The 24,437-nt window shown below is 58.1% G+C and carries 22 protein-coding genes and 1 riboswitch; of the genes, 11 read left to right on the forward strand and 11 right to left on the reverse strand.

Going from position 1 to position 24,437, the window contains the following annotated elements:
- The first annotated feature begins 144 nt into the window (after window positions 1–144).
- The 3 genes from secA to GOW98_RS17120 all read left to right on the forward strand — a co-directional run bounded on the left by secA (window position 145) and on the right by GOW98_RS17120 (window position 5,468).
- The gene (gene secA, locus GOW98_RS17110) at window positions 145–2,862 is read left to right on the forward strand and encodes a preprotein translocase subunit SecA (RefSeq protein ID WP_170334207.1); all 2,718 of its coding nucleotides are present in this window, start codon (window positions 145–147) and stop codon (window positions 2,860–2,862) included.
- 100 nt (window positions 2,863–2,962) lie between these two features.
- Window positions 2,963–3,886 carry a hypothetical protein gene (locus GOW98_RS17115; RefSeq protein ID WP_170334209.1) on the forward strand — a complete coding sequence of 308 codons (924 nt, stop codon included), beginning with the start codon at window positions 2,963–2,965 and terminating at the stop codon, window positions 3,884–3,886.
- Window positions 3,887–3,911: 25 nt separating this feature from the next.
- Window positions 3,912–5,468 carry a phosphate ABC transporter substrate-binding/OmpA family protein gene (locus GOW98_RS17120; RefSeq protein ID WP_170334211.1) on the forward strand — a complete coding sequence of 519 codons (1,557 nt, stop codon included), beginning with the start codon at window positions 3,912–3,914 and terminating at the stop codon, window positions 5,466–5,468.
- 3 nt (window positions 5,469–5,471) lie between these two features.
- On the opposite strand, the gene radC is transcribed toward GOW98_RS17120, so the two are convergent.
- The 9 genes from radC to dnaK form a co-directional block, all read right to left on the reverse strand.
- Entirely contained in the window at window positions 5,472–6,227 is a 756-nt protein-coding gene (gene radC / locus GOW98_RS17125) for a RadC family protein (RefSeq protein ID WP_170334213.1), read from the reverse strand.
- A gap of 214 nt (window positions 6,228–6,441) precedes the next feature.
- On the reverse strand, window positions 6,442–7,404 hold the full coding sequence (locus GOW98_RS17130) for a HesA/MoeB/ThiF family protein (RefSeq protein ID WP_170334215.1): 963 nt from the start codon (window positions 7,402–7,404) through the stop codon (window positions 6,442–6,444).
- The gene (locus GOW98_RS17135; protein ID WP_170334217.1) at window positions 7,401–7,997 is read right to left on the reverse strand and encodes a thiamine phosphate synthase; all 597 of its coding nucleotides are present in this window, start codon (window positions 7,995–7,997) and stop codon (window positions 7,401–7,403) included. The genes GOW98_RS17130 and GOW98_RS17135 overlap by 4 nt, the downstream gene beginning before the upstream one ends.
- Entirely contained in the window at window positions 7,994–8,758 is a 765-nt protein-coding gene (locus tag GOW98_RS17140; protein WP_170334219.1) for a thiazole synthase, read from the reverse strand. The genes GOW98_RS17135 and GOW98_RS17140 overlap by 4 nt, the downstream gene beginning before the upstream one ends.
- 2 nt (window positions 8,759–8,760) lie before the next feature.
- Window positions 8,761–8,955, reverse strand: coding sequence for a sulfur carrier protein ThiS (gene thiS, locus GOW98_RS17145; RefSeq protein ID WP_170334221.1), 195 nt, complete (start codon window positions 8,953–8,955; stop codon window positions 8,761–8,763).
- Window positions 8,939–9,916: an FAD-dependent oxidoreductase gene (locus GOW98_RS17150; RefSeq protein WP_170334222.1), complete on the reverse strand. Its 978-nt coding sequence runs from the start codon at window positions 9,914–9,916 to the stop codon at window positions 8,939–8,941. The genes thiS and GOW98_RS17150 overlap by 17 nt, the downstream gene beginning before the upstream one ends.
- Window positions 9,913–10,716, reverse strand: a complete 804-nt coding sequence (gene thiD, locus GOW98_RS17155; RefSeq protein ID WP_170334224.1) for a bifunctional hydroxymethylpyrimidine kinase/phosphomethylpyrimidine kinase — start codon at window positions 10,714–10,716, stop codon at window positions 9,913–9,915. The genes GOW98_RS17150 and thiD overlap by 4 nt, the downstream gene beginning before the upstream one ends.
- Before the next feature lie 44 nt (window positions 10,717–10,760).
- A riboswitch (TPP riboswitch) is annotated at window positions 10,761–10,867 on the reverse strand.
- Between the two features lie 129 nt (window positions 10,868–10,996).
- Window positions 10,997–12,151 carry a molecular chaperone DnaJ gene (gene dnaJ, locus GOW98_RS17160; protein ID WP_170334226.1) on the reverse strand — a complete coding sequence of 385 codons (1,155 nt, stop codon included), beginning with the start codon at window positions 12,149–12,151 and terminating at the stop codon, window positions 10,997–10,999.
- A 74-nt stretch (window positions 12,152–12,225) separates the two neighbouring features.
- Window positions 12,226–14,133, reverse strand: coding sequence for a molecular chaperone DnaK (dnaK, locus tag GOW98_RS17165; protein WP_170334229.1), 1,908 nt, complete (start codon window positions 14,131–14,133; stop codon window positions 12,226–12,228).
- 212 nt (window positions 14,134–14,345) lie between these two features.
- Here dnaK and GOW98_RS17170 point away from each other — a divergent pair, with 212 nt between their 5' ends.
- A complete protein-coding gene (locus tag GOW98_RS17170) occupies window positions 14,346–14,948 on the forward strand; it encodes an alpha-ketoglutarate-dependent dioxygenase AlkB family protein (protein WP_170334231.1) in 603 nt (200 codons plus the stop codon).
- Here GOW98_RS17170 and GOW98_RS17175 read toward each other — a convergent pair.
- Window positions 14,945–15,766: an ABC transporter permease gene (locus GOW98_RS17175; RefSeq protein ID WP_170334233.1), complete on the reverse strand. Its 822-nt coding sequence runs from the start codon at window positions 15,764–15,766 to the stop codon at window positions 14,945–14,947. The two genes, GOW98_RS17170 and GOW98_RS17175, sit on opposite strands and share 4 nt — an antisense overlap.
- Before the next feature lie 122 nt (window positions 15,767–15,888).
- Here GOW98_RS17175 and cysQ point away from each other — a divergent pair, with 122 nt between their 5' ends.
- The 7 genes from cysQ to GOW98_RS17210 all read left to right on the forward strand — a co-directional run bounded on the left by cysQ (window position 15,889) and on the right by GOW98_RS17210 (window position 23,888).
- Complete coding sequence (gene cysQ, locus GOW98_RS17180) at window positions 15,889–16,686, forward strand: 3'(2'),5'-bisphosphate nucleotidase CysQ (RefSeq protein ID WP_170334235.1); 798 nt, start codon at window positions 15,889–15,891, stop codon at window positions 16,684–16,686.
- Window positions 16,686–17,486, forward strand: coding sequence for a 3-deoxy-manno-octulosonate cytidylyltransferase (locus GOW98_RS17185; protein ID WP_170334237.1), 801 nt, complete (start codon window positions 16,686–16,688; stop codon window positions 17,484–17,486). The genes cysQ and GOW98_RS17185 overlap by 1 nt, the downstream gene beginning before the upstream one ends.
- A gap of 70 nt (window positions 17,487–17,556) precedes the next feature.
- On the forward strand, window positions 17,557–18,540 hold the full coding sequence (gene galE, locus GOW98_RS17190; protein ID WP_170334239.1) for a UDP-glucose 4-epimerase GalE: 984 nt from the start codon (window positions 17,557–17,559) through the stop codon (window positions 18,538–18,540).
- A 7-nt stretch (window positions 18,541–18,547) separates the two neighbouring features.
- Window positions 18,548–19,585 (forward strand): glycosyltransferase family 2 protein, encoded by a 1,038-nt coding sequence (locus GOW98_RS17195; protein WP_367646861.1) that lies wholly within the window; start codon window positions 18,548–18,550, stop codon window positions 19,583–19,585.
- Window positions 19,586–19,752: 167 nt separating this feature from the next.
- Complete coding sequence (locus GOW98_RS17200) at window positions 19,753–20,739, forward strand: glycosyltransferase family 2 protein (protein WP_170334500.1); 987 nt, start codon at window positions 19,753–19,755, stop codon at window positions 20,737–20,739.
- Window positions 20,736–22,436, forward strand: a complete 1,701-nt coding sequence (locus tag GOW98_RS17205) for a DUF5927 domain-containing protein (protein ID WP_170334241.1) — start codon at window positions 20,736–20,738, stop codon at window positions 22,434–22,436. Before GOW98_RS17200 ends, GOW98_RS17205 begins: the two co-directional genes overlap by 4 nt.
- Window positions 22,437–22,442: 6 nt before the next feature.
- Window positions 22,443–23,888, forward strand: a complete 1,446-nt coding sequence (locus GOW98_RS17210) for a nodulation protein NodH (protein ID WP_170334243.1) — start codon at window positions 22,443–22,445, stop codon at window positions 23,886–23,888.
- Here the strand turns inward: GOW98_RS17210 and GOW98_RS17215 are convergent.
- Window positions 23,872–24,390: a L,D-transpeptidase family protein gene (locus GOW98_RS17215; protein WP_170334245.1), complete on the reverse strand. Its 519-nt coding sequence runs from the start codon at window positions 24,388–24,390 to the stop codon at window positions 23,872–23,874. The two genes, GOW98_RS17210 and GOW98_RS17215, sit on opposite strands and share 17 nt — an antisense overlap.
- Window positions 24,391–24,437 lie beyond the last annotated feature (47 nt).

The following is a 24,437-nucleotide window of genomic DNA, read 5'->3' on the forward strand; positions in this document are numbered from 1 at the left end:
GCAGCGTTGACACTCTGGAACCTGCCGCTTACATCGCTTTGAAGCCTTGGACAGGGCCGCCTTTCACCCCCCGTATCTATGGGTTGCGCGCAAGGTGGGCAAGCCTGTCGCAACCAAGACAAGAACAGATCCGCTGGAGTGAACATGCTGGGACTCGGAACGCTCGCCAAAAAGGTGTTCGGAACACCGAACGACCGCAAGATCAAGGCGACCCGCCCGCTGATCGAAAAGATCAACGCGCTGGAACCCGAGTTCGAGAAACTGTCCGACGAAGGCCTGATCGAAAAGACCGAGGAACTGCGCAAACGCGCGCTGAATGGCGAAAGCCTGGACAATCTGCTGCCCGAGGCCTTTGCCAACGTCCGCGAAGGCGCCAAGCGTGCGCTGGGTCTGCGTGCCTTTGACGTACAGTTGATGGGTGGTGCCTTCCTGCATCAGGGCAACATCTCAGAGATGAAAACGGGTGAAGGCAAGACGCTGGTCGCTACCTTCCCCGCCTATCTGAACGCGCTGACCGGCAAGGGTGTGCATGTGGTCACTGTGAACGAATACCTGGCCAAGCGGGACTCGGAATGGATGGGCAAGGTGTTTGCGGCCGTGGGCATGACCACCGGCGTGATCTGGGCGGGTCAGCCCGATGCCGAGAAAAAAGCCGCCTACGCCTGTGACATCACCTATGCTACCAACAATGAGTTGGGTTTTGACTATCTGCGCGACAACATGAAGGCCGATCTGGCCGAGATTTACCAGAAATACCACAATTTCGCGATTGTGGACGAGGTCGACTCGATCCTGATCGACGAGGCGCGGACACCGCTTATCATCTCGGGTCCGTCGCAGGACCGCTCGGACCTGTATACTGCCATCGACGCGCTGATCCCGTCGCTGAGCGATGATCACTTCACGCTAGATGAGAAATCCCGCAACGTGACCTTCACCGACGAGGGCAACGAGTTTCTCGAGCAGCAGTTGATCGCCGTCGGCCTGATCCCCGAAGGCCATTCGCTCTACGATCCCGAAAGCACCACGGTTGTTCACCACGTGAACCAGGGCCTGCGCGCGCACAAGCTGTTCCAGCGCGACAAGGACTATATCGTGCGTGACAACAACGTCGTTCTGATCGACGAATTCACCGGTCGTATGATGCCGGGCCGTCGTTTGTCCGAAGGTCTGCATCAAGCCATCGAAGCCAAGGAAGGTGTTCCGATCCAGCCAGAAAACGTGACGCTGGCTAGTGTGACCTTCCAGAACTATTTCCGCCTCTATGACAAGTTGGGAGGCATGACCGGCACCGCACTGACCGAAGCCGAGGAATTTGCCGAAATTTATGGCCTTGGCGTGGTCGAGGTTCCGACCAACAAGCCGATCGCCCGTGTGGACGAGGACGACCAGGTCTATCGCACCGCTGCCGAGAAATACGGCGCGATGATCGAACAAACCAAAGAGGCGCAGGAGAAAGGCCAACCGGTCCTGTTGGGCACCACATCGATCGAGAAATCCGAACTGCTGAGCCAGTTGCTGCAAAAAGAAGGCATCCAGCACAACGTTCTGAACGCCCGCCAACACGAGCAAGAGGCGCAGATCGTCGCTGATGCCGGTCGTCTGGGCGCGGTGACCATTGCCACCAACATGGCTGGTCGCGGCACCGACATTCAGCTGGGCGGCAATGTGGAAATGAAGGTGCTGAAGGCTCTGGCCGATAACCCCGAGGCCGATCCGGCCCAGTTGCGCGCCGCCGAAGAGGCCCGCCATGCGGAAGAAAAAGAAAAGGTTCTGGCCGCCGGTGGTCTGTATGTGATGGCGTCCGAACGCCATGAAAGCCGCCGGATCGACAACCAGCTGCGCGGTCGGTCTGGTCGTCAGGGTGACCCGGGCCGCACGGTGTTCTACCTGAGCCTCGAAGACGATCTGATGCGCATCTTTGGCTCAGAACGTCTGGACAAGGTGCTGACCACGCTGGGTATGAAAGAGGGCGAGGCCATCATCCACCCCTGGGTGAACAAGTCGCTGGAACGGGCGCAGTCCAAGGTCGAAGGCCGCAACTTTGACATGCGCAAGAATGTTCTGAAATTCGACGACGTGATGAACGACCAGCGAAAAGTGGTCTTCAGCCAACGTCGCGAGATCATGTCCTCGGATGACCTGTCTGAGGTCGTCTCGGACATGCGTGAACAGGTGATCGACGACCTGATCGACGAATACATGCCGCCGAAATCCTATGCCGATCAGTGGGACACGGATGGCCTGCACGAGGCGATCAAGGACAAGCTGACCATCGACGCGCCGGTTCAGGACTGGGCCGCCGAAGAAGGCGTGGACGATGAGCAGGTGCGCGAGCGCCTGATCAAATCCGCTGACGAGATGATGGCGCAGAAGGCCGCTGCCTTCGGTCCTGAAAACATGCGCAACATCGAAAAGCAGGTACTGCTGCAGACCATCGACAGCAAATGGCGCGAGCACCTGCTGACGCTGGAACATCTTCGCTCGGTCGTAGGTTTCCGCGGTTACGCCCAGCGTGATCCGCTGAACGAGTACAAGAACGAGAGCTTCCAGCTTTTCGAAAGCATGCTCGATTCCTTGCGCGAAACCGTGACACAGCAATTGTCCCGTGTGCGCCCGCTGACGGAAGAAGAGCAAAAGGAAATGCTGGAGCAGATGGCTGCCCAGCAGGCTCAGGCTCAGAAATCCGTCGATCAGGCCACTGACCGCGCCGAAGCGGTAGCAGAAGCCGAAGCCTCGGGCGATCCTCTTCCCGGCTTTGACGAGAACGACCCCAGCACCTGGGGCAACCCGTCGCGCAATGACCGGTGCCCCTGCGGGTCAGGCAAAAAGTTCAAACATTGCCACGGTCGCTTGACCTAACGTAATGGCGATCAAGACACATTGAGTCCCCGTCACGGCCACATATTGGCCGTGATTCGTGACCAATGTGCGACTCGCTCCTTCAACTGGGGAGGGTGTCATGTTTGTAATTAGAAACTACGTAACCACCGGCGGTACAGTCGCATGTGCCCTTGCTATCGGTTACCTGATGCAAAATGGAAACCCTGCGGAACCAAACAGTTCGCAGGATCTTGAAGTTGCGTCAACTGAGCAAACCGCCGTGTTTTCCGGGCTGGAGGACATCGTCCTGACCTCCTCGTCTCCTGCCCCGGAAACAGACCAAGCTACCACTTCGGCGCAACGGACACTCAACCCCAGCTGGTCAGCCCCCTCTGATCGAGCCAACTGTGGCCTTAGCGCCCGGGCACGTGCCGTACCTGGTGCGGCAGCTCGCCTGATCGTCAAAGCCCCCTGCCATAGCAATGAACGGATTGAGGTGCATCACAGCGGCCTGACCGTCACGCAGGAAACAGACGCAAATGGCACATTGGATCTGACCATACCGGCCTTGTCGGAATACGCGATCTTTCTGATCTCTCTTGACGATCAGAAGGGGACCGTAGCCACCACTCACATTCCCGACATCGGCCAATATTCGCGCGTTGCCCTGCAATGGAAGGGTGAGACTGATCTGCAGATCCACGCGTTGGAGTTTGGCGCGAGCTATGGCGATGCGGGCCATGTTTCAGCCGGTTCGGGCACAGAAGGCACAGGCCAAGTCATGCATCTGGCCGAGTCTTCGTTCAGCGATTCCCGCAACGTTGAAATCTATTCCTTCCCCGCGGCGCGATCGCACCAATCGGGTTCGATCGCATTAACCGTCGAGGCCGAGGTAACCGAAGCCAATTGCGGCCAGGACCTGAGCGTACAATCTATGGAATTGCACGCCGACCGGACCCTTCGGTCGCGCGATCTGACACTCAGCTTTCCGGATTGTTCCAAAACCGGTGAGTTTCTGGTGTTGAATAATCTGCTTCAAAACCTGACAATCGCGGCAAACTAAAACCGCAGGCAGGCTCGAACTTCCAATGACATTTCTTCGTGTGGCGGCAGCTGCACTGTTTTCGGCAGCTATAACCTCTGCCGTTCTGGCACAGGATCTCACGCTCACCTCGCATGACGGCAAGGTCGAAGTAACCGGAACCCTTCTGGGATTCGATGGTGAGTTCTACCGCGTCGATACCAAATTCGGAGAACTGACGGTCGACGGCTCCGGGGTCACGTGCGACGGGCCCGCCTGCCCTAACCTGACCGATTTCGTAGCAGAACTGAGGTTCTCTGGCTCGTCCGTCATGGCCGAGAAAGTTCTGCCCGCCTTGTTGATGGGCTTTGCCGAACAACAAGCATTGTTAGTTACTCACCGTGCGCTTGACAGCACAGGTCTGGTTTATGAACTGCACCAAAACGGGCGCACGGCTCCTCTCGGGCGGTTCTACTTTGAGATCGGCAACACAAGTAGTGGTTTTTCCGATCTGATCGCGGATCAAGCCGACATCGCGATGGCCTTGCGCGAAATCCGCCCACAAGAGCAAGAGACTGCCGAAGCCGCCGGGTTGGGCGACCTGACCCATGCGCGCCGGTCACGGGTTGTGGCGCTGGATGCGTTGGTCCCCATCGTTGCGCCCAAAAACCCGGTGCCGTACATTTCTCTGTCCGATCTGGCGTTGGTTTTTTCAGGTGAGATCGATAACTGGTCCGCCCTGGGTGGCCCGGATGCGCCGATTTCTGTGCATCTGCCCGATACCGGGTCCGGGCTGGCGCAAGGGGTCGAAGATCGATTGCTGGCCCCCGCAAAGGCCAAGCTATCTGAATCCGTACTCCGACACACGCGCAGCAGCGATCTGGGCCGTGCGGTAGCTGATGACCCCTTTGCTATTGGTATTTCCAGTCAGGCAGAGGCCGATGTGGCCCGCGCGCTACCTCTAGCCGGTGGATGCGGTCACGCGCTAATGGCCAACCGTCAAACGATCAAAACCGAGGATTATCCGCTGACGTCGCCCATGTTCCTGTACCTGCCGGAACGTCGATTGCCCCGCATTGCCCGTCAGTTTCTGGCCTATACCCAAAGTGCCGAGGCGCAGATGGTGATCCGTAACGCGGGCTTTGTCGATCAGGCACCCGAGACTCTGCCTATCGATCTTCAGGGAAACCGGTTTGCCAATGCCGTCGCCTCAGGTGCGTCCGAAGTTGGTTTGGAAGAGTTGCAGCGCATGGTCACTACATTGCGGCCTTTGGCCCGGCTGGCTCTTTCTTTCCGGTTCGAGGCAGGATCCTCACGCCCCGATGCACAATCCCGGTCGAATATCCAACACCTGGCGCAGCAGCTAGAGGCCGGAACGCTTGATGTGCGCAAACTGATCTTTGTGGGGTTCAGCGATGGCGACGGTGCCGCGACCGCCAATGCGCGAATTTCTTTGTTGCGTGCGAAAACAGTACGTAATGCGGTGCTGGCCGCAGTTGAAACCGCGATTCCGGACAGTATCGAACTGGAGGTCGATGGATTTGGCGAGGCCATGCCGATGGCCTGCGATGACACCGAGTGGGGCCGCAAGGTCAATCGCAGGGTCGAAGTCTGGGTGAAGTAACTCTCAAAGATAGCCATGAGACCGAAAGCTCAGCTCATTCGATTTGCCGATGATCAGATGATCGTGCAGCGTCAGGCCCAGCGCCAGACAGGCATCCTGAATCCGGTTGGTCATATCGATATCCGACTGGGACGGGGTCGGGTCGCCTGATGGGTGGTTGTGCACCAGGATCAGAGCCGAAGCGTTCAGTTCCAGCGCCCGTTTTGCAACTTCACGTGGGTAGACCGGCACGTGGTCCACAGTACCTTTGGCCTGTTCCTCATCCGCGATCAGCACGTTCTTACGATCCAGATAAAAAACCCGAAACTGCTCGGTCTCGCGATGGGCCATGGTGGTGTGGCAATAGTCCAGCAGCGCGTCCCAACCCGAGATTACATGCCGCTGCATCACCCGCGCGCGGGCCATGCGGTGGGCGCAGGCCTCGAGTATTTTCAGGTCGGTGATCACCGTATCACCAACGCCCTTGATCTGCCGCAGCCGCTCTTCGGGCGCGGTTAGAACCCGATTGAAATCGCCGAACGTATCCATTAGCGCCCGCGCCAGTGGTTTTACATCTTGCCGGGGTATGGACCGGAACAGGACCAGCTCCAGCAGTTCGTAATCCGGCATCGCCGCCGAGCCGCCGGACATGAACCGCTCGCGCAGGCGTTTGCGGTGATCCTTGATGTAAGACGGTAATCGCCCGGACGGCAGCGGCTGCACCGGGGCTTCATCGCTTTCGAAGAGCATCGGGGCTTCGGCAAAGGCGTCCTTGGTCATGCAAGCAGATTGACGCAAAATCGGTTTCTGAAAGGTTAACGCGCCCGAGTTTTACTCAGCGCGGGGGAACGATAATCAAGCATGTGCCCGTTTTGGTCTGTCGACTATGTTGCCGTCTTTGGGAAACGTCTCATACTCGGCATGTCAATCGGCATCAGTACACGCAGAGCGAAAGCTGTGATCAACTTCTTATGGTCTCACGGTTTCTTTTCGGTCACGAGGTTGATGCCGCGACGAGGACGATCTCGCCGGACCAATCCGGATGTAATTCTTCAGCGGCCCGCCACGCGCGCAAACCCGTTGCGCAACAAAATGCCAGTCTTTTCGTTTTGGTCGACTCTGATTTCAGAGACTCCACTGTTGCACGTCGGGCATCGGGGTGGACGGGGTCGGGGGCCTCATCCGTGTTACGCAATTCGATGATCAGATCGTCTGCGGTCAGTTGGTTGGCCGAAACAAACGGGAAATACCGCATCGGTTCCGGGGCTTCATCAAATCGGAACGTAGTGCTACGGAACGAGCGCGCATCGACCTGCACCATTTGCCCCAGCGGTGAAGGTTGCAGGCCAAGGATCAGATTTAGTGCCATCTGCGCCTGCAGCGCTCCGATGATCCCAACGACGGGGCCAAGCACCCCAGCCGTTGCACAGCTCGCACCACTGTCAGGCGCATCCGGGAACACGGCCCGAAGGGAAGGTGCGCCACCGCAAAAGCCACCGACATAACCCGAAAGCCCCAGCACGGATGCAGAAATCAGCGGCTTACCAAGCGAAAGACAGGTGTCTGACAGGATATAGCTGGCCGAATAGCTGTCGGCACAGTCCAGAACCATGCCCGCCTGTTCTACAAATTCAGCCGCATTTTGGCTTGTTAGAGCCTGTTTTTCGGCGACTACAGTGACCTCACGGTTCAAGTCCCGGCAACGATCCGCCGCGACCTCTACCTTCGGGCGTCCACAGTCCGACTCAGAAAACAAAACCTGCCGGTGCAGGTTCGAAAAGGCGATCTCATCGCGGTCCATGATGGTCAGCTGCCCTACCCCGGCTCCAGCCAACTGTGGCAACACCGGTGCTGCCAGCCCGCCAGCGCCCACCACTAAAACCCGCGCGGCGGACAAACGAGCCTGCCCCTCTGCCCCAACCTCAGGCAGGATCATCTGGCGGGCATAGCGGTTCATCGCGTGACCTCGATCCATTGGCGCACACGAGTCTCTGGATCGGCATTCAGCGTGATATCGGTGACGACCGAGACGATATCCGCCCCCGCCTGCAACACACCCGGAGCGCGTTCAACGCTCATCCCGCCGATCCCGACCAAAGGGATATCACCCACCCGCGCCTTCCATTCGGTGACACGGGGCAAGCCCTGTTGTTCCCATTTCATCTTTTTCAGGATCGTCGGATAGACCGGCCCCAGAGCGACATAGTCCGGGTCCATCGCCAGAACCCGCTCCAACTCATCATCGTCGTGGGTCGAGACGCCCAGTTTCAGCCCCGCCTTACGGATGGCTTTCAAATCGGCGTCATCCAGATCCTCCTGCCCGAGGTGAATCCAGTCGCACCCGGCTTCAATCGCCTGTTGCCAATAGTCGTTGACCACGAGAACGGCATCATGTTGGCGGCACAGGTCACGCGACAAAGTAATTTGTTCGCGCACCGCCGCGACGGGCTGATCCTTGGTCCGCAACTGCAAAAGTTTCACACCCAAGGGCAGCATTCGACGCAACCAGTCCGAATGGTCGAAGATCGGGTAAAACCGGTCGAGTTTCATGACAAGAACGCCTTTCCGATCACGGGGGTAGACGGCTCTGCCATGTCGCGCGCCTCGATCGGATCGGCCTGATGGGCCAATTGTCCGGCCTCGATGGCGAGCTTCATGGCTCGGGCCATGGTGGCGGGGTCTCCGGCCCGCGCAACAGCGGTGTTCAACAGAACCGCGTCATATCCCAACTCCATCGCTTGCGCAGCGTGGCTGGGCAATCCAATCCCGGCGTCGATTACCAAAGGCACGTCCGGGAATTCAGCCCGCATCGCGCGCAAGGCATATTCGTTGTTCAACCCCCGCCCCGAGCCAATCGGTGCGCCCCAAGGCATCAACACCTCACACCCTGCAGTTAGCAGCCGCTCGCCCACGATCAGATCATCCGTGGTGTAGGGGAAAACCTGAAACCCGTCCTCGGTCAGAATGCGCGCCGCCTCGACCAGTTGAAACACGTCCGGCTGCAGGCTGTCGGTATGGCCGATCAGTTCCAGCTTGATCCACTTTGTATCAAACACCTCCCGCGCCATGTGGGCAGTGGTTACAGCCTCTTTGACCGTGTGACACCCAGCCGTGTTCGGCAAAAGCAGCACGCCGAGGTCTCGGATCATCTGCCAAAAGGTCTGCCCAGCACCGGATTCACGCCGCAGCGACACCGTGGCCACCCCGGCGCCGCTGTCGCGAAACGCCTGCTCCAGAATCGCGGGGCTGGGATATTGCGCCGTGCCCAGCATCAGCGGGTTGGGCAAGCGGGTGCCATAAAAAACCTTCATCCTCAGCCCCCCTGCATCGGCGCGACGATTTCAATCCGGTCGCCGTCGGCCAGTCTGTGAGCAACGCGCAGACCCGATGGCACGAAGTCCTCGTTCACGGCCGTTGCCACCCGCCCCGAAAACCCGCACTCGACCAAGATGTCCGAGAGGGTTTCGGCGCGCACCTCGCGCGGTTCGCCATTAAGCACGATCTTCATCGACCATCTCCGAATGTTTGTTGTTCAGCGCCAGATCCGCCACGCCCTGCGCCAGCGCCGGGGCCAACAGATAACCATGGCGATAGAGGCCATTGGCATAGATCGTGCGCCCCAGCCGTCGAATACGCGGCAGATTGTCAGGAAAGGCCGGGCGCAGATCGACGCCGATCTCGAGCACCTCGGCCTCTCCGAACGCGGGGTTCAGCGCGTAAGCCGCGCTGAGCAGTTCCAGCATCGAGCGCGCAGTGATGCGGCTGCTATCCTCGCTTTCGATCATCGTGGCGCCCAGCATGTAAACACTGTCGCCGCGTGGCACGATGTAAAGCGGCATTCTTGGGTGCAGCAGACGCACGGGTCGTGTAAGGGTCACGTCCGGGCAACGGATCACCAACATCTCACCCTTTACGCCCCGCAAATCGTGCAGCACCTCACGAGCGTGCAAACCCCGGCAATCGATAGCATTTTCAAGCCGCGATGGGGCGAGCTTGAGGTGGAATTCAACACCATGATCCAACAGTTGCCTATGAAGGTCCCTCAAGGCTTGGCGTGGGTCCAGATGGGCTTCTTTCGTAAAATGTAGCCCTTTGGGGAATCCATGCAAATCAGGCTCTAATTCAGCGATATTGGATTGCTCGACTTCACTGTACCCCTCGGTCCGACGAGCAAATCGGCGCAGATCAGGCAAGTCGCGCAGATTGGCTACAACCAGCGTTCCTCGCTGTTCTACCCGAGTGCGCGCTGCCCACCAGTCCTGCGCAATCTGACCCAACCGCAAAACCGGTTCCTCGGCGTTTTCATACTCACACCACGGGGCCAGCATACCGCCCGCCCACCACGAACACCCATGCGGCCCCGGAGGGCCAGCGGGATCAAACACCTCAACCTTGGCACCGCGCGAGACAAGCTCGCTGGCAACGGCCAAGCCAGCCACGCCGGACCCTATGACCGACCAGACCGTCATGCAGACCAAACCCGGTGGAAGTGATGCACCGGTCCGTGACCCTGCCCAATCATCAGACCGTCCGCCAAGGCGATCGCCCCCTGCAAGTATTCATGCGATTGCGCAACGGCGTTGGTCAGGCCAAGCCCCTGAGCCAGCCCCGCTGCAATCGACGACGACAAGGTGCACCCTGTGCCATGCGTGTTCCGTGTCTCGCGTCGGGGGGCGGTGTACTCGGCCACCAGGCCCGAGGCATCAACCAGCAGGTCGTGACAGACGTCCCCGCGCCCATGCCCGCCTTTCATCAAAACCGAACCTGCGCCCGACCAACACAAGGCCCGCCCCTGCGCGATCATCTGGTCAGGTGTCGCAGCTTCGGCATCACCCAACAGACAGGCGGCTTCAGGCAGGTTCGGGGTCAACAAGGTGGCGCGCGGCAGAAGGACGTCGCGCAAAGTCTGCACCGCGTCTTGCGCCAACAAAGCATCACCGGATTTAGCAACCATCACCGGGTCCAGCACCACGGGGCCTTCAAACCCGGTAATAGCCTCCGCAACCGTCTGTATGATTTCCGGCGTTGCCAGCATTCCGATCTTGATCGCGCCGACATCCAGATCGGTTAGAACCGCTTCGATCTGGGCAGTAACCACATCCAGCGGGATCCCATGCACCGCAGTCACGGCCCGGGTATTCTGCGCCGTCACCGCAGTAATCACACTGGCACCATACACGCCCAAAGCGGACATCGCCTTGAGGTCGGCCTGTATCCCGGCCCCGCCGCCGCTGTCCGAGCCCGCAATAGTCAGGGCAATATGCGCCATATCGTTGCTCCATCATCAATGGGCAACGCAGCATGGAAAACGTCTGTGTATGTTAGACCGTTCCCTACGCCGGTATTGCCCGGATCAGGTTCGATGGGTTAGCGCATTCACGCCTCTCAGCCCCTTGATCGAGGCACCCCAACGGTTGGGCGGACAATCTCAGGGGTTGTCAGGGGAATCAAGGGCCAATTTTGGCGCAAGCACCAATCAATCTGGACTTATGTAACGCAAAAGCCGGCCTCACTGGACCGGCTTTTCTTTGATGCTCCGTGGCGGAAACCTAGCCCTTCATGCCGTCCCAGAACGACTTGACGGACGAGAAAAAGCTTTTGGATTCCGGATGGTTATCCTCACCCAAATCGTCGAATTCCCGCAGCAGTTCCTTTTGTCGGCTGGTCAGATTGACCGGGGTTTCCACGGCCAGTTCGATGAACATGTCACCGACGCCACCACCGCGCAGAGCGGGCATACCCTTACCGCGCAGGCGCATCTGGCGACCGGATTGGCTGCCTGCCGGAATCTGCACACGGCCACGACCACCGTCGATGGTGGGAACTTCAATCGATCCGCCCAGCGCTGCCTTGGCCATGCTGACAGGCACACGGCAATACAGGTTCACGCTGTCACGTTCGAACAGCTTGTGGTCGGAAACTTCAACAAAGATATACAGATCGCCTGGAGGGCCACCGCGCATCCCGGCTTCACCCTCGCCCGCCAAACGAATGCGAGTGCCGGTTTCAACACCGGCGGGGATGTTCACAGACAGCGCACGCTCTTTTTCAACACGGCCAGCACCGTTGCAGGACTTGCAGGGGTTCTTGATGATCTGACCCAGTCCCGAACAAGTCGGACAGGTGCGCTCAACGGTGAAGAAACCCTGTTGCGCGCGGACTTTGCCCATACCCGAACAGGTCGGGCACGTGGTCGGCTCCACGCCACCTTCGGCGCCTGTACCGTCACAGGCGGAACAGGCTACGGCCGCAGGAACACTGATGGTTTTTTGCAGGCCCGAGAAGGCTTCTTCCAAAAACACGCGCAGGTTATAGCGCAGATCGGACCCGCGCGCAGCGCGACGTCCGCCACCAGCACCACCGCGCTGGCCGCCCATGAAATCGCCGAACAAATCGTCGAACACGTCCGAGAATGCGCTGGAGAAATCGCCCTGCCCAAAGCCGCCACCGGGACGGCCGCCGCCGCCACCCATGCCGTTTTCAAAGGCAGCGTGACCAAAGCGGTCATAAGCAGCCTTTTTATCGGCATCGCGCAGCACGTCGTAGGCTTCGTTCGCTTCCTTGAACTGCGCCTCGGCATCCGGGTTGTCTTTGTTGCGGTCGGGATGCAATTCCTTGGCCTTCTTGCGAAAGCCCTTCTTGATCTCGTCCGCCGATGCGCCCTTTGTAACACCGAGCACATCATAGTAGTCGCGTTTTGACATCAGTATTTCCTTCTGCCTCAACGTAATCGGGCCGGCCCGGCAACCGGACCGGCCCAAATTGGCCCGGTTACCCGTTACTTACGTTTGTCGTCGTCCAGATCTTCAAACTCGGCGTCGACAATATCGTCATCACCCGGCGCGGCATCGGCTGCAGCAGGCTCATCCTCGCCCTCTTCGGCTTGCGCCTTGTAGATCGCCTCACCCAGCTTCATGGCTGCTTCGGTGACGTTCTGGATGCCGGATTTGATCTTGTCGGCATTTTCGGTTTCCAGCTCGTCCTTCAGCGCGGCAATCGCCAGCTCGATGGCTTCGATGGTGGTCGGGTCGACCTTGTCGGCATGCTCTTCCATCGACTTTTCGGTCGAGTGGATGAGGCTTTCCGCCTGGTTCTTGGCGTCGACCAGCTCGCGGCGTTCCTTGTCGGCTTCCGCGTTCTCTTCGGCGTCCTTGACCATCTTGTCGATGTCCTCGTCGGACAGACCGCCCGATGCTTGGATGGTGATCTTCTGCTCTTTGCCGGTGCCTTTGTCCTTGGCCGAAACCGAGACAATGCCGTTGGCGTCGATGTCAAAAGTCACCTCGATCTGAGGCATACCGCGCGGTGCAGGCGGGATATCTTCGAGGTTGAATTGACCAAGGATCTTGTTGTCCGCGGCCATTTCCCGCTCACCCTGGAACACGCGGATGGTAACGGCGTTCTGGTTGTCTTCGGCGGTCGAGAAGACCTGAGACTTTTTGGTCGGGATGGTCGTGTTGCGGTCAATCAGGCGAGTGAACACGCCACCCAGCGTTTCGATACCCAAGCTCAGCGGGGTCACGTCCAGCAGAACCACGTCTTTGACATCGCCCTGCAGAACACCGGCCTGAATGGCGGCGCCCATGGCAACAACTTCGTCCGGGTTCACACCTTTGTGGGGCTCTTTGCCGAAGAACTTGGTGACCTCTTCGATCACTTTCGGCATCCGGGTCATACCACCGACCAGAACAACCTCATCCACGTCGCCAGCCGACAGGCCCGCGTCTTTCAGGGCAGCGGCACAGGGCTTCATCGACTTTTTGATCAGATCGCCAACCAGCGATTCCAGCTTGGCACGGGTCAGTTTCATGACCATGTGCAGCGGCTGACCGTTCGAACCCATCGAGATGAACGGCTGGTTGATTTCGGTCTGCGAGGTCGAGGACAGCTCGATCTTGGCTTTTTCAGCGGCTTCTTTCAAACGCTGCAGGGCCATCTTGTCGGCAGACAGATCGACACCGTGTTCCTTTTTGAACTCATCCGCCAAGTAGTTGACGATGCGCATGTCAAAGTCTTCACCACCCAGGAAGGTGTCACCATTGGTCGACTTCACCTCGAACAGGCCGTCGTCGATTTCCAAGATGGTCACGTCGAAGGTACCACCACCAAGGTCATAAACCGCGATGGTTTGGGTCTCTTCTTTATCCAGACCATAGGCCAGAGCAGCCGCTGTCGGTTCGTTGATGATCCGCAGCACTTCCAGACCGGCGATTTTGCCAGCGTCTTTGGTAGCCTGGCGCTGTGCGTCGTTAAAGTATGCCGGAACGGTGATAACCGCCTGCGTGACTTCCTCACCCAGATAGCTCTCGGCGGTTTCCTTCATCTTGCCCAGAGTGAAGGCCGAGATCTGGCTTGGGGAGTACTTTTCACCGCGGGCTTCAACCCACGCGTCGCCATTGCCGCCATCAACGATGGCGTACGGCACCATTTTCTTGTCTTTTTCGACTTCTGCATCATCCACGCGACGACCGATCAGACGCTTGACGCCAAAGATCGTGTTGTCGGGGTTGGTGACCGCCTGACGTTTTGCAGGCTGACCGACCAGTCGCTCATCTTCGGTGAAGGCGACGATCGAGGGCGTGGTCCGCGCCCCTTCGGCGTTTTCGATGACCTTCGGCTGCGAGCCGTCCATGATAGCCACACACGAGTTGGTGGTTCCGAGGTCAATCCCGATTACTTTTCCCATATGTTCAATCCCTTTCTCTTCAAGGCGATGTCCGAGGTCCGAACCCGTTATGGCACCCGGCCCCGATCTGATATGCGCAACAGCCCTACACCATCGCGCGTCCCGGCGTATATAAGGGCGGGATGAATGGCCTGCAAGCGGTGTAAATCGCAGGTTTTTGGGAATCTGTGACCTTTTTTGGCAAGGTTTTGGCAAGGATTGGGGAATCTTGGATGGCGCGGCTGCTCTTGCGCGGTTTTGATATCAGAAAAGCCTGTCTGAATACTCAGACACAGATGCAGTTGATCGAACTTCTGCGCCCGATTCTGAAATCTGCCCCTTTATTCCGGCCGGTCACACCTTCGGGCAAGGAAATGTCCGTACGCATGACTTCGGCCGGATCGTTGGGCTGGGTGACGGACAAGGCGGGTTACAGGTATCAGCCACGACACCCCAAAGGCGCGGATTGGCCCGAGATTCCCGATCCGATCCTCGATATCTGGCGGGCACTGGCCAGCCCCGACCGCGATCCCGATTGCTGCCTGATCAACTACTACGGCGAAGGGGCCCGGATGGGGTTGCATCAAGACAAGGACGAGGCCGATTTTTCCTGGCCGGTTCTGTCAATCTCATTGGGCGATGATGCCCTCTTTCGCATCGGCAACCAGACTCGTGGCGGCAAAACCGAGTCGATCTGGCTGAGCTCCGGCGATGTGGTGATCATGGGCGGACCCGCCCGGCTGACCTATCACGGGATTGATCGCATCCGCTTCGGGTCTTCGAAACTTCTGCCCAAGGGTGGCCGGATCAACCTGACCCTGCGGGTGGCAGGTTAACGGCGCGCACTCCAGCTTTGCGAGACGTGTTGCCGCGTGAAGAATATCCCCAACAAACCGATTAGCAGCAGCGCCAACCCCACCCAAAGCGGGTATTCCCAATTGGTGTTACGGGGATAGTAATTGCGAAAAACAAACCCCCGGCACTGGTCGATAATGTGAAACAGTGGATTCCATGCAAACATGGCCAGCATTGCACCGCCCAGCGCGTTTGCCACAAACATCTTTCCCGAAAAGATCATGTTTAGTCGGCGGTAGATGGTTTTTAGTATTGAGGAAACAGTTGGCAACCAAGGCGTTAGGGCCATTAGGACAACGCCAATGGAACATCCTGTAAACCAAGCCAGCATCAACATCGCAAAAGCACCGCCGGGATGCTGAATCTCAATCGGAGAAACCGCAACGCTGTAAACGAACAGAATGATGAGGATCGCCACCAACTGCGTGTAGAGCGTGCCGAATGCGGTCGCCAGCAATTCAACCATCATGTTCATCGGCGAATGCAGCATCATCGGGTTGTTTCCAGTGCTGACACCCGCCACCGAACTGACAGATTTGACATGCGTCAGAAACAGAAACACGCCGGACAGCAGGTACAATACAAAATCCCCTCGGATTTTGGCAATGCGTGGACCCATGAAGGACATGATAGTGTAAAACACCGCGACCAGAACCAGAATCTGTAAAATGCTAACCAGAATGGCCAGCACCGCATTGCTGTGCTGAGAGCGCACGTTGCGCACAACGGCATGGAAAATGAGTTCGGCCGTTGTAAACGCGCCGCCCAATAACGATTGGTTTCGCTTGAAATAATACACCCGAAGCGTCTTTCCCGTGGTTTCGCCTGCAATCTGGCACGAATTTCTTGCCGTTCCGTAACCGGCACATCATAAGGTCGTCAGGATATTCGATCAACAATTCACAAGAACGGAGCATTTTTGTGACCTATGACGCCCTCATTCCCGTTATCCGACGTTTGGCCCTGGAAGCGGGCGACAAGATCATGGAAACTTACGAGGCGGACGATTTCGACGTTAAAGTAAAATCCGACTCCAGCCCTGTGACCGAAGCAGATGAAGCCGCCGATGCCCTGATCTCGGCCGGTCTGCGCGAGGCATTTCCCGACATTCTACTGGTAACCGAGGAACAGGCCGCCTCGCACTCTGAAAAGGGCGACACGTTCCTGATCGTCGATCCGCTGGACGGCACAAAAGAGTTCATCAACCGCCGCGGCGATTTCACTGTGAATATCGCGCTGGTGGAAAACGGCGTTCCGACCCGTGGCGTAGTGTATGCTCCTGCGAAAGGGCGGATGTTTTACACGCAAGCGGACGGTCAATCCGTCGAAGAAACCGGCGCGCTGGATAAGGAAATGGCTGGCGACACGACACAGATTGCAGTGTCTAAACCCGACAATTCGGCACTTTTGATCGTGGCGTCGAAATCGCACCGGGACCAAGCGACTGAGGACTACATCAACAAATATCAGGTGCAGGACAGCAAAAGCGCGGGCTCGTCGCTGAAATTCTGTCTGGTCGCCACCGGTGAAGCGGACCTGTATCCTCGCGTCGGTCGCACGATGGAATGGGACACCGCCGCAGGTCACGCCGTTCTGGCGGGCGCTGGCGGGCAGGTTGTTCGTTTTGATGACCATACGCCGCTGACATATGGCAAAGATGAATATGCAAACCCGTTCTTCATTGCCTATGCTCCAGGTGTTGAGCTGAAGGAGGCCTGATGTCCGTTCTGATCGCCATTCCCGCCCGGTACGCCTCGACCCGCTATCCGGGCAAACCGCTGGTGCCGCTGACCGGTGCCAGCGGCAACGCGATGACCCTGATCGAGCGGTCCTGGCACGCGGCATGTTCAGTTTCGGGCGTGGACAAGGTGGTTGTCGCCACCGATGATGACCGTATCCGCGAAGTGGCCGAAGGCTTCGGGGCCGAAGTGGTGATGACCTCGGAAACCTGCGGCAACGGCACAGAACGCTGCGCCGAGGCGCATGAGGTGCTGGGCGCGGGATATGACATTGTGGTGAATCTTCAAGGTGACGCGCCGCTGACCCCGCACTGGTTTGTCGAAGATCTGGTTGCCGGTCTACGCGCCGCGCCTGAGGCCGGCGTCGCCACGCCGGTTCTGCGCTGCGATGGCGATGCTTTGAACAGCCTTTTGAACGACCGCAAGAACGGGCGCGTAGGCGGCACCACAGCCGTCTTCGCCGCCGATCACAGCGCCATGTATTTCTCGAAAGAGGTCGTCCCCTACACCGCCGAAACCTATGGCGGAGACGACGCGACCCCGATCTTCCACCATGTGGGTGTCTACGCTTACCGCCCCGATGCGCTGGCCGCCTATCCCACTTGGCCCACTGGTCCGCTGGAGAAGCTGGAAGGGCTTGAGCAGCTGCGCTTTATGGAGAACGGTCGCAAGGTTCTGTGCGTCGAGGTCGAAGCCAAAGGCCGCCAGTTCTGGGAGTTGAACAACCCGCAGGACGTCCCAAAGCTGGAAGAGATGATGATGGCGATGGGTCTGGATTGATATTCCAGCCCCGCGCGACTTGCCTTCTCCCCGGCACGGTGATGCCCTCCATTTTAAGCTGGAAGAATAGATGACCAACATTCTTGTAACTGGCGGGGCCGGGTATATCGGTTCTCATGCCTGCAAGGCTCTGGCGCAGGCGGGCTATACGCCGGTGACCTATGACAACCTGATCACTGGCTGGCAGGATGCGGTGAAATTCGGCCCGTTTGAGCAGGGCGATCTGCTGGACCGCGCCCGGCTGGATGAGGTCTTTGCCAAATACAAACCCGCCGCGGTAATGCATTTCGCCGCCCTCAGCCAGGTGGGCGAGGCGATGTCGGAACCCGGTAAATACTGGACCAACAACGTCACCGGTTCGCTGTCCCTAATCGAAGCCGCCGTCGCCGCCGGGTGCCTGAACTTCGTGTTCTCATCTACCTGCGCCACCTATGGCGAGCATGACAATGTTGTGCTGGACGAAGACACGCCGCAGGAACCGCTGAACGCTTATGGCGCTTCGAAACGCGCGATCGAGGATATCCTGCGCGATTTTCAGGCGGCACACGAGCTGAACCACGTCATCTTCCGCTATTTCAACGTCGCCGGAGCCGACCCGGAGGGCGAGGTGGGCGAATTCCACCGCCCCGAGACCCATCTGGTGCCGCTGATGCTGGACGCGATCGACGGCAAGCGCGACGGTCTGACCGTGTTCGGTACCGACTATGACACGCCCGACGGTACCTGCATCCGCGACTATGTGCATGTCTGCGATCTGGTCGATGCCCATGTGCTGGGCCTGAACTGGCTGGAACAGGGCAAGGGCAGCCGGGTGTTCAATCTGGGCACCGGCTCGGGCTTTTCGGTGATGGAGGTGATCGGCCATTCCAAATCAGTCACCAACCGCGAAGTACCCTATTCCATCGGCCCGCGCCGCGCCGGGGATTGCACCAAGCTGGTCTCGGGCTCAATCCGCGCTGGGGACGAGCTGGGCTGGACCCCGAAAAGATCAACGTTAGAGACGATGATTGGCGATGCATGGCGCTGGCATCAGAACGGCAATTACGAGAAGTGATCGCCAGGTGACGCATCCCGCAACCGATCCTCTTCCCCCCATAGGATGGGTGCAGCACTACCGGTTGCGGCTAAAACGTCGGCGGTTGCTCTGGCGATCCTTTCGCAGCCGCCACCAACTGACTTGCCTAAACGACAGGACTGCGCAGATCAGGCCCAGTGCCATTCTGGCCTTCACCACGCTGCGCAATGAAACCACCCGCCTGCCCTGGTTCTTCCGCCATTACCGCGCGCTGGGTGTCGATCACTTTCTGATCGTGGATAACGGCAGCGATGACGGCTCGGTCGATTTCCTGCGTGATCAGCCGGATGTGTCGCTGTGGCAAACCCCTGCCAGCTATCGCTACGCGCGCTATGGGCTGGATTGGCTGACCTGGTTGCAAATGCGCTATGGGCACGGTCACTGGACCCTGATGGTCGACGCCGATGAACTGCTGATATATCCCGATCACGACAGCAAACCCCTGCAGGACCTGACCGCTGATCTGGACCAGCAAGGCCGCGCAGGTTTTGGTGCCCTGATGCTGGACCTCTATCCCAAAGGGCCGCTGGGCAGGCAAAGCTATGACCCGGAAACCGATCCGACCGAGGTTTTGAACTGGTTCGATCCCGGCCCATATCGGGCGCAGCGGCAAAGCCCTTTGGGCAACCTGTGGGTTCAGGGCGGTATGCGCGAGCGCATGTTCTTTGCCGACCGGCCCCACCATTCGCCGACGCTGAACAAGATTCCTCTGGTCCGGTGGTCGCGGCGCTATGCCTTTGTAAACTCGTGCCATTCTGCCCTGCCCCGACACCTCAATGCCACCTATGACGGACCAGATGGCAACGCCCCTGCAGGGGTGTTGCTGCACACGAAATTCCTGCCCGAAGTGATCGGCAAGTCAAAATCCGAGAAAGAACGGCGCCAACATTTCCACGATCCGGACCAGTTCGCGTCATATTATGATGCAATCGCCGACCGCCCCGACATGTGGACGCCCCGGTCGGTTCGTTATCAGGGTTGGGCCCAGCTGCAAAAACTGGGCCTTATGGGGAAAGTTTGCTGAAATGCTGCATATGTGACTAACGACTTTTAAAGACGTTGCCTTGAAAGTTGTAACGGTGGCATAAAACGTCAATTGCCCGGCACCACTCTGGACCATCCAGCTCCTGGGCAAGCTCGCGTAACAAAAAAGGGCAGAGCGCACGCGTGAGCCTGTTGGCTTCATACCGGATGAGATTGCGGCGCAAGCGCCGCCTTGCGCGTTGTCTTCGAAAGCGGCGGCAGCTGAAACCGATGTCCGACAGGACCGCCAACATCCGACGCAACGACGTGTTGTTGATGAGTGTGCTACGGAACGAAAAAATCCGTCTGCCCTATTTTCTGGAATACTACCGCAAGCTTGGCGTTGACCATTTCCTTTTCATCGACAATGACAGCGATGACGGCTCGCGCGAGTATCTGGCCAGCCAGCCCGACGCCTCGGTCTGGCACGCGCGGGCCAGCTACAAACGGGCCTCTTTCGGGCTAGACTGGTCGAACTATCTGCTGCGTAAATACGCGCATGGGCACTGGGTTCTGACCGTCGATCCCGATGAGTTCTTCATCTACCCGTTCTGCGACACCCGCCCGATCCGTGCCCTGACCGATTGGCTGGACGGCTGCGCGGTGCGCAGCTTTGGGACCATGCTGATCGACATGTACCCGCAGGGACCTTTGGACGCGGAACCCTATCGCGAAGGCAAGGACCCGTTTCAGATCGCTCGCTGGTTCGATGCTGGAAATTACATGATCACAAAAAACCCGGATTACGGGAACCTGTGGATCCAGGGCGGCCCGCGCGCACGGGTGTTTTTCCGCGACACCCCCTCGAAGGCACCGGCTCTGAACAAGATCCCTCTGGTCAAATGGGACCGGCGTTATGTCTATGTCAGCTCAACCCATTCACTGCTGCCGCGCGGGCTGAATCAGGTCTATGACGAATGGGGCGGCGAAAAAACCAGCGGTGCGTTGCTGCATGCCAAGCTGATCAGCACATTGGGTGAAAAAGCCGCCGAAGAGATGCAGCGCCGCGAACACTATCGCCGTTCGGGCGAGTACCGCGCCTATACCGAAGGGCTGGGTGACAAGCCGGTGTTCTGGTGTGACCGATCCGAGAAATTCATCAACTGGCGGCAGCTTGAGATTCTGGGCCTGATGTCAAAGGGAAACTGGGCATGAGTCGCTTGGGCGTTGCCATGCTGGTTCACACAGCTCTGGACCGAGCCGAGCAAGTGGCGCGCCACTGGACGAAGTCGGGCTGCCCGGTGGTGATCCACGTGGATCGCAAGGTACCCGCCCATGAGTTTTCCGAATTCGTCACTGCTTGCGCGGACAACCCGCTAATCCGGTTCTCAGAGCGTCACACCTGCGACTGGGGCGGGTGGGGCATTGTAGCGGCTTCGCAATCCGCAGCCGAAATGATGCTGAACACCTATCCGGACGTGCATCATGTCTACCTGTCTTCGGGCGCGTGCCTGCCGTTGAGACCGGTGGGGGAACTAGTCGAATACCTCGCGGATCGACCCCGCGTCGATTTCATCGAAAGCGCCACGACAGCCGATGTTAGCTGGACCATCGGGGGACTGGATAAGGAACGCTTTACCCTGCGGTTTCCATTCTCCTGGCGCAAGAACCGCAAACTGTTCGACGCCTATGTGAAACTGCAGCGTGCTACGGGCATGCGCCGCAAGATCCCTGAGGGTTTGGTGCCCCATATGGGCAGCCAGTGGTGGTGTCTGACGCGCCAGACCCTGTCAGCCATTCTGCAGGACCCAAAACGCCGGACGTATGATCGTTATTTCCGGCGGGTCTGGATTCCGGATGAAAGCTACTTCCAGACGCTGGCTCGGTTGTATTCCACCCACATCGAAAGTCGGTCGTTAACTCTGTCCAAATTCGACTATCAGGGGCGGCCGCACATTTTCTATGACGACCATTTGCAACTGCTGCGCCGATCCGATTGCTTCGTAGCCCGGAAAATCTGGCCGCGTGCGGATCGGCTGTATCAATCCTTCCTGACGGATCAGAACAGCGCCATGCGTCCGGCCGAACCCAACCCCGGCAAGATCGACCGATTGTTTTCCAAAGCGGTTGAACGTCGCACCCGCGGGCGCGACGGTCTATATATGCAAAGCCGCTTTCCCCGACATGGCAGCGAGAACGGGCTGACATCCTATCCCTATTCGGTTTTTCAGGGCTTTACCGAATTGTTTGAAGAGTTCGCGCCCTGGCTAGCAAAGACCACCGGAGCACGGGTACATGGGCATCTGTTTGGTCCCGCGCGCGCCGAATTTGCCGGGGGAGAAACAATCACCAACGGAGCCCTCAGCAATTGCGCCGTTTTGCGGGATTATAATCCGACTGCTTTTGTCTCGAATCTGATCTGGAACACACGAGGCGAGCGGCAGTGCTTTCAATTCGGCCCTGAAGATTCCCAACAGATCAACTGGTTTTTGGCGCGCGACAAGAACGCGCAAATCTCAGTCATTACCGGCGCTTGGGCGATACCACTATTTCGGTCCAACAAGAATTTCACCGACATCCGTAACGAGGCTGCCCGCCTGCAACAGATCGAAACCAAACAGCTTGAGGTCTTAAATTCGGTCTGGACCAAGGCTCGGGTGCGCACCTGGTCTCTGGCCGAGTTCGTAGAATCTCCGATGGAGCCTCTGCAGACCGTGATCGACGAAATCGGATCCAACAGATCCAGCCATCTGACCGAAGCGCCGGTGATGGTTGATCTTTCGGGCTTTGGAAAATTCCTGCAAAACCTGAAGAATCAGGGCATGCATCCTTACTTGATGGGTGACTTTCCCGCTGACGATGTGTTTGGCGCAAGCGTCAGGCCTTACAAGAAACCGTATCTGGTGCAATAGCCTGTGATGACTTCTGATTTTGACTATTTCATCATTCTCGGCGCCATGCGTACCGGGTCCAATCTGTTAGAATTCAACCTGAACGCTCTGGACGGCGTCACCTGCCATGGTGAGGCGTTTAATCCTCATTTCATCGGCCGCCTCAAATCCGAAAGCTTGCTGGACGTAACGCTTGAAGAACGTGACAACGACCCTATGAAACTGGTCCAGGCGATCAAAACCGCCCCGGGGGAACTCAACGGATTTCGGTTCTTTCAGGGCCACGATCCCCGCTTGTTAGAGCCTGTTCTGAACGATCCACGCTGCGCCAAGATTATTCTGACGCGCAACCCGTTAGACAGCTACGTCTCATTGAAAATTGCACGAAAAACCAAACAATGGCAGTTGAAGAACGTCAAACGCCGACGCGAAGCGCGGATCGAGTTTGATGCGCAGGAATTCCAGAATTACCTCGATCAGCAGCAAAACTTTCAACAGCTGCTTCTCAACGCGCTTCAGACCACGGGGCAGACGGCATACTATATTGCTTATGACGATCTGACCAACCTGGATGTATTAAACGGCCTTGCAACATGGCTGGGGGTAAAATCCCGGCTTTCTTCGATCGACAATACGATCAAGCCGCAGAATCCCGAACCTGTCCTGTCTAAAATAACAAATCCCCAAGAGGCAGATCAGGCGCTGGCCAGTGTTGACAGTTTCAACCTGCATCGCACACCAAACTTCGAGCCTCGGCGCGGCCCCGCCGTTGCTACATACATCGCGGCCCCGAACACGTCTTTAATGTATCTACCGGTGCGCAGCGGTATTGAAGGAACGATAACGCAATGGTTGGCTGACCTGGATGACATTGACCAACGTGAATTGATCACCAGTCAGAACAGAAAACAAACGCAGCAGTGGCGGCAAGCCCATCCGGGGCATCGTAAATTCACGGTGCTGCGTCACCCTCTGGCGCGGGCGCATTCTGCTTTTTGTTCGTATATCCTCAGCACTGAACCCGGCGCCTATCTGAAAATCCGAAATATGCTGCGCAATCGCTTCAAGGTTCCGATCCCCGGCCAGCTGCGCAAGGACAATTACCCAGCAGACCAGCATTATGAGGCATTTTCGGCCTTCCTTTCCTTTCTGCGCCAGAACCTTGCCGGGCAGACACCGATACGCGTGGACGGTGTGTGGTGCAGTCAATCTCAGGTGCTGGAAGGAATGGCTTCTTTCGCATTGCCCGACCTGATCTTGCGTGAAGACGAGATTGCAGTGGCTCTACCCGATATTGCGCGCCGCTTGGGGCATGACAACCCGCCAATTCCCGGCCTCAGCGCACCGGATTCACCATTCACTCTGGCAGAAATATACGATGACAAGCTTGAGGCGCTGGCGACCGAAGCCTACCAGCGTGACTATATGCAGTTCGGGTTTGGGGACTGGAAGCCGCTTACGGACGCAGAGTGATCAGCGTGCCTTTGTTTACCATCGCATAGATCTCTTCGATCTCTTCATTCTTGACTGCGATACAGCCCGCGGTCCAATCCGCCGTCTTCTTGGCACGTTTCCGTTCCGACCGCTTTTTGGGCTGGCCGTGAATGAAAATGTCGCCACCCGGATCAACACCTGCCGCCTTGGCTTGCGCGATGTCCTCCGAGTTCGGATATGAGATCCCCAGCGAAAGGTGATACCGACTGTTTGGGTTGCGGCGGTCAATCAGATAGCTTCCCTCGGGTGTACGACCATCGCCGCGCTTGGTCTTGGTGCCGTTTGGCGCAAAGCCCAGATCAACCTTGTATTCCTTCAGGACGGTTTCATTGTGCAGAAGGTACATCTTCCGCGCGCCCTTGTTGATGACCAAAGAGGTCACCTGAGGGCCATCATAAGTCAGAAATCGCGGGCCGGCCGATGCACAGGCCGAAAGGCCCAGCGTTGCCATAGCGCCCAATCCAAATGCTCGACGATCCATGTTTCACTGCCTGCTCGTTTTTTTCAGCATTATGCCAGAAAATGGAA

The organism is Ruegeria arenilitoris (assembly GCF_013032445.1).
GTDB lineage: Bacteria > Pseudomonadota > Alphaproteobacteria > Rhodobacterales > Rhodobacteraceae > Ruegeria > Ruegeria arenilitoris_F.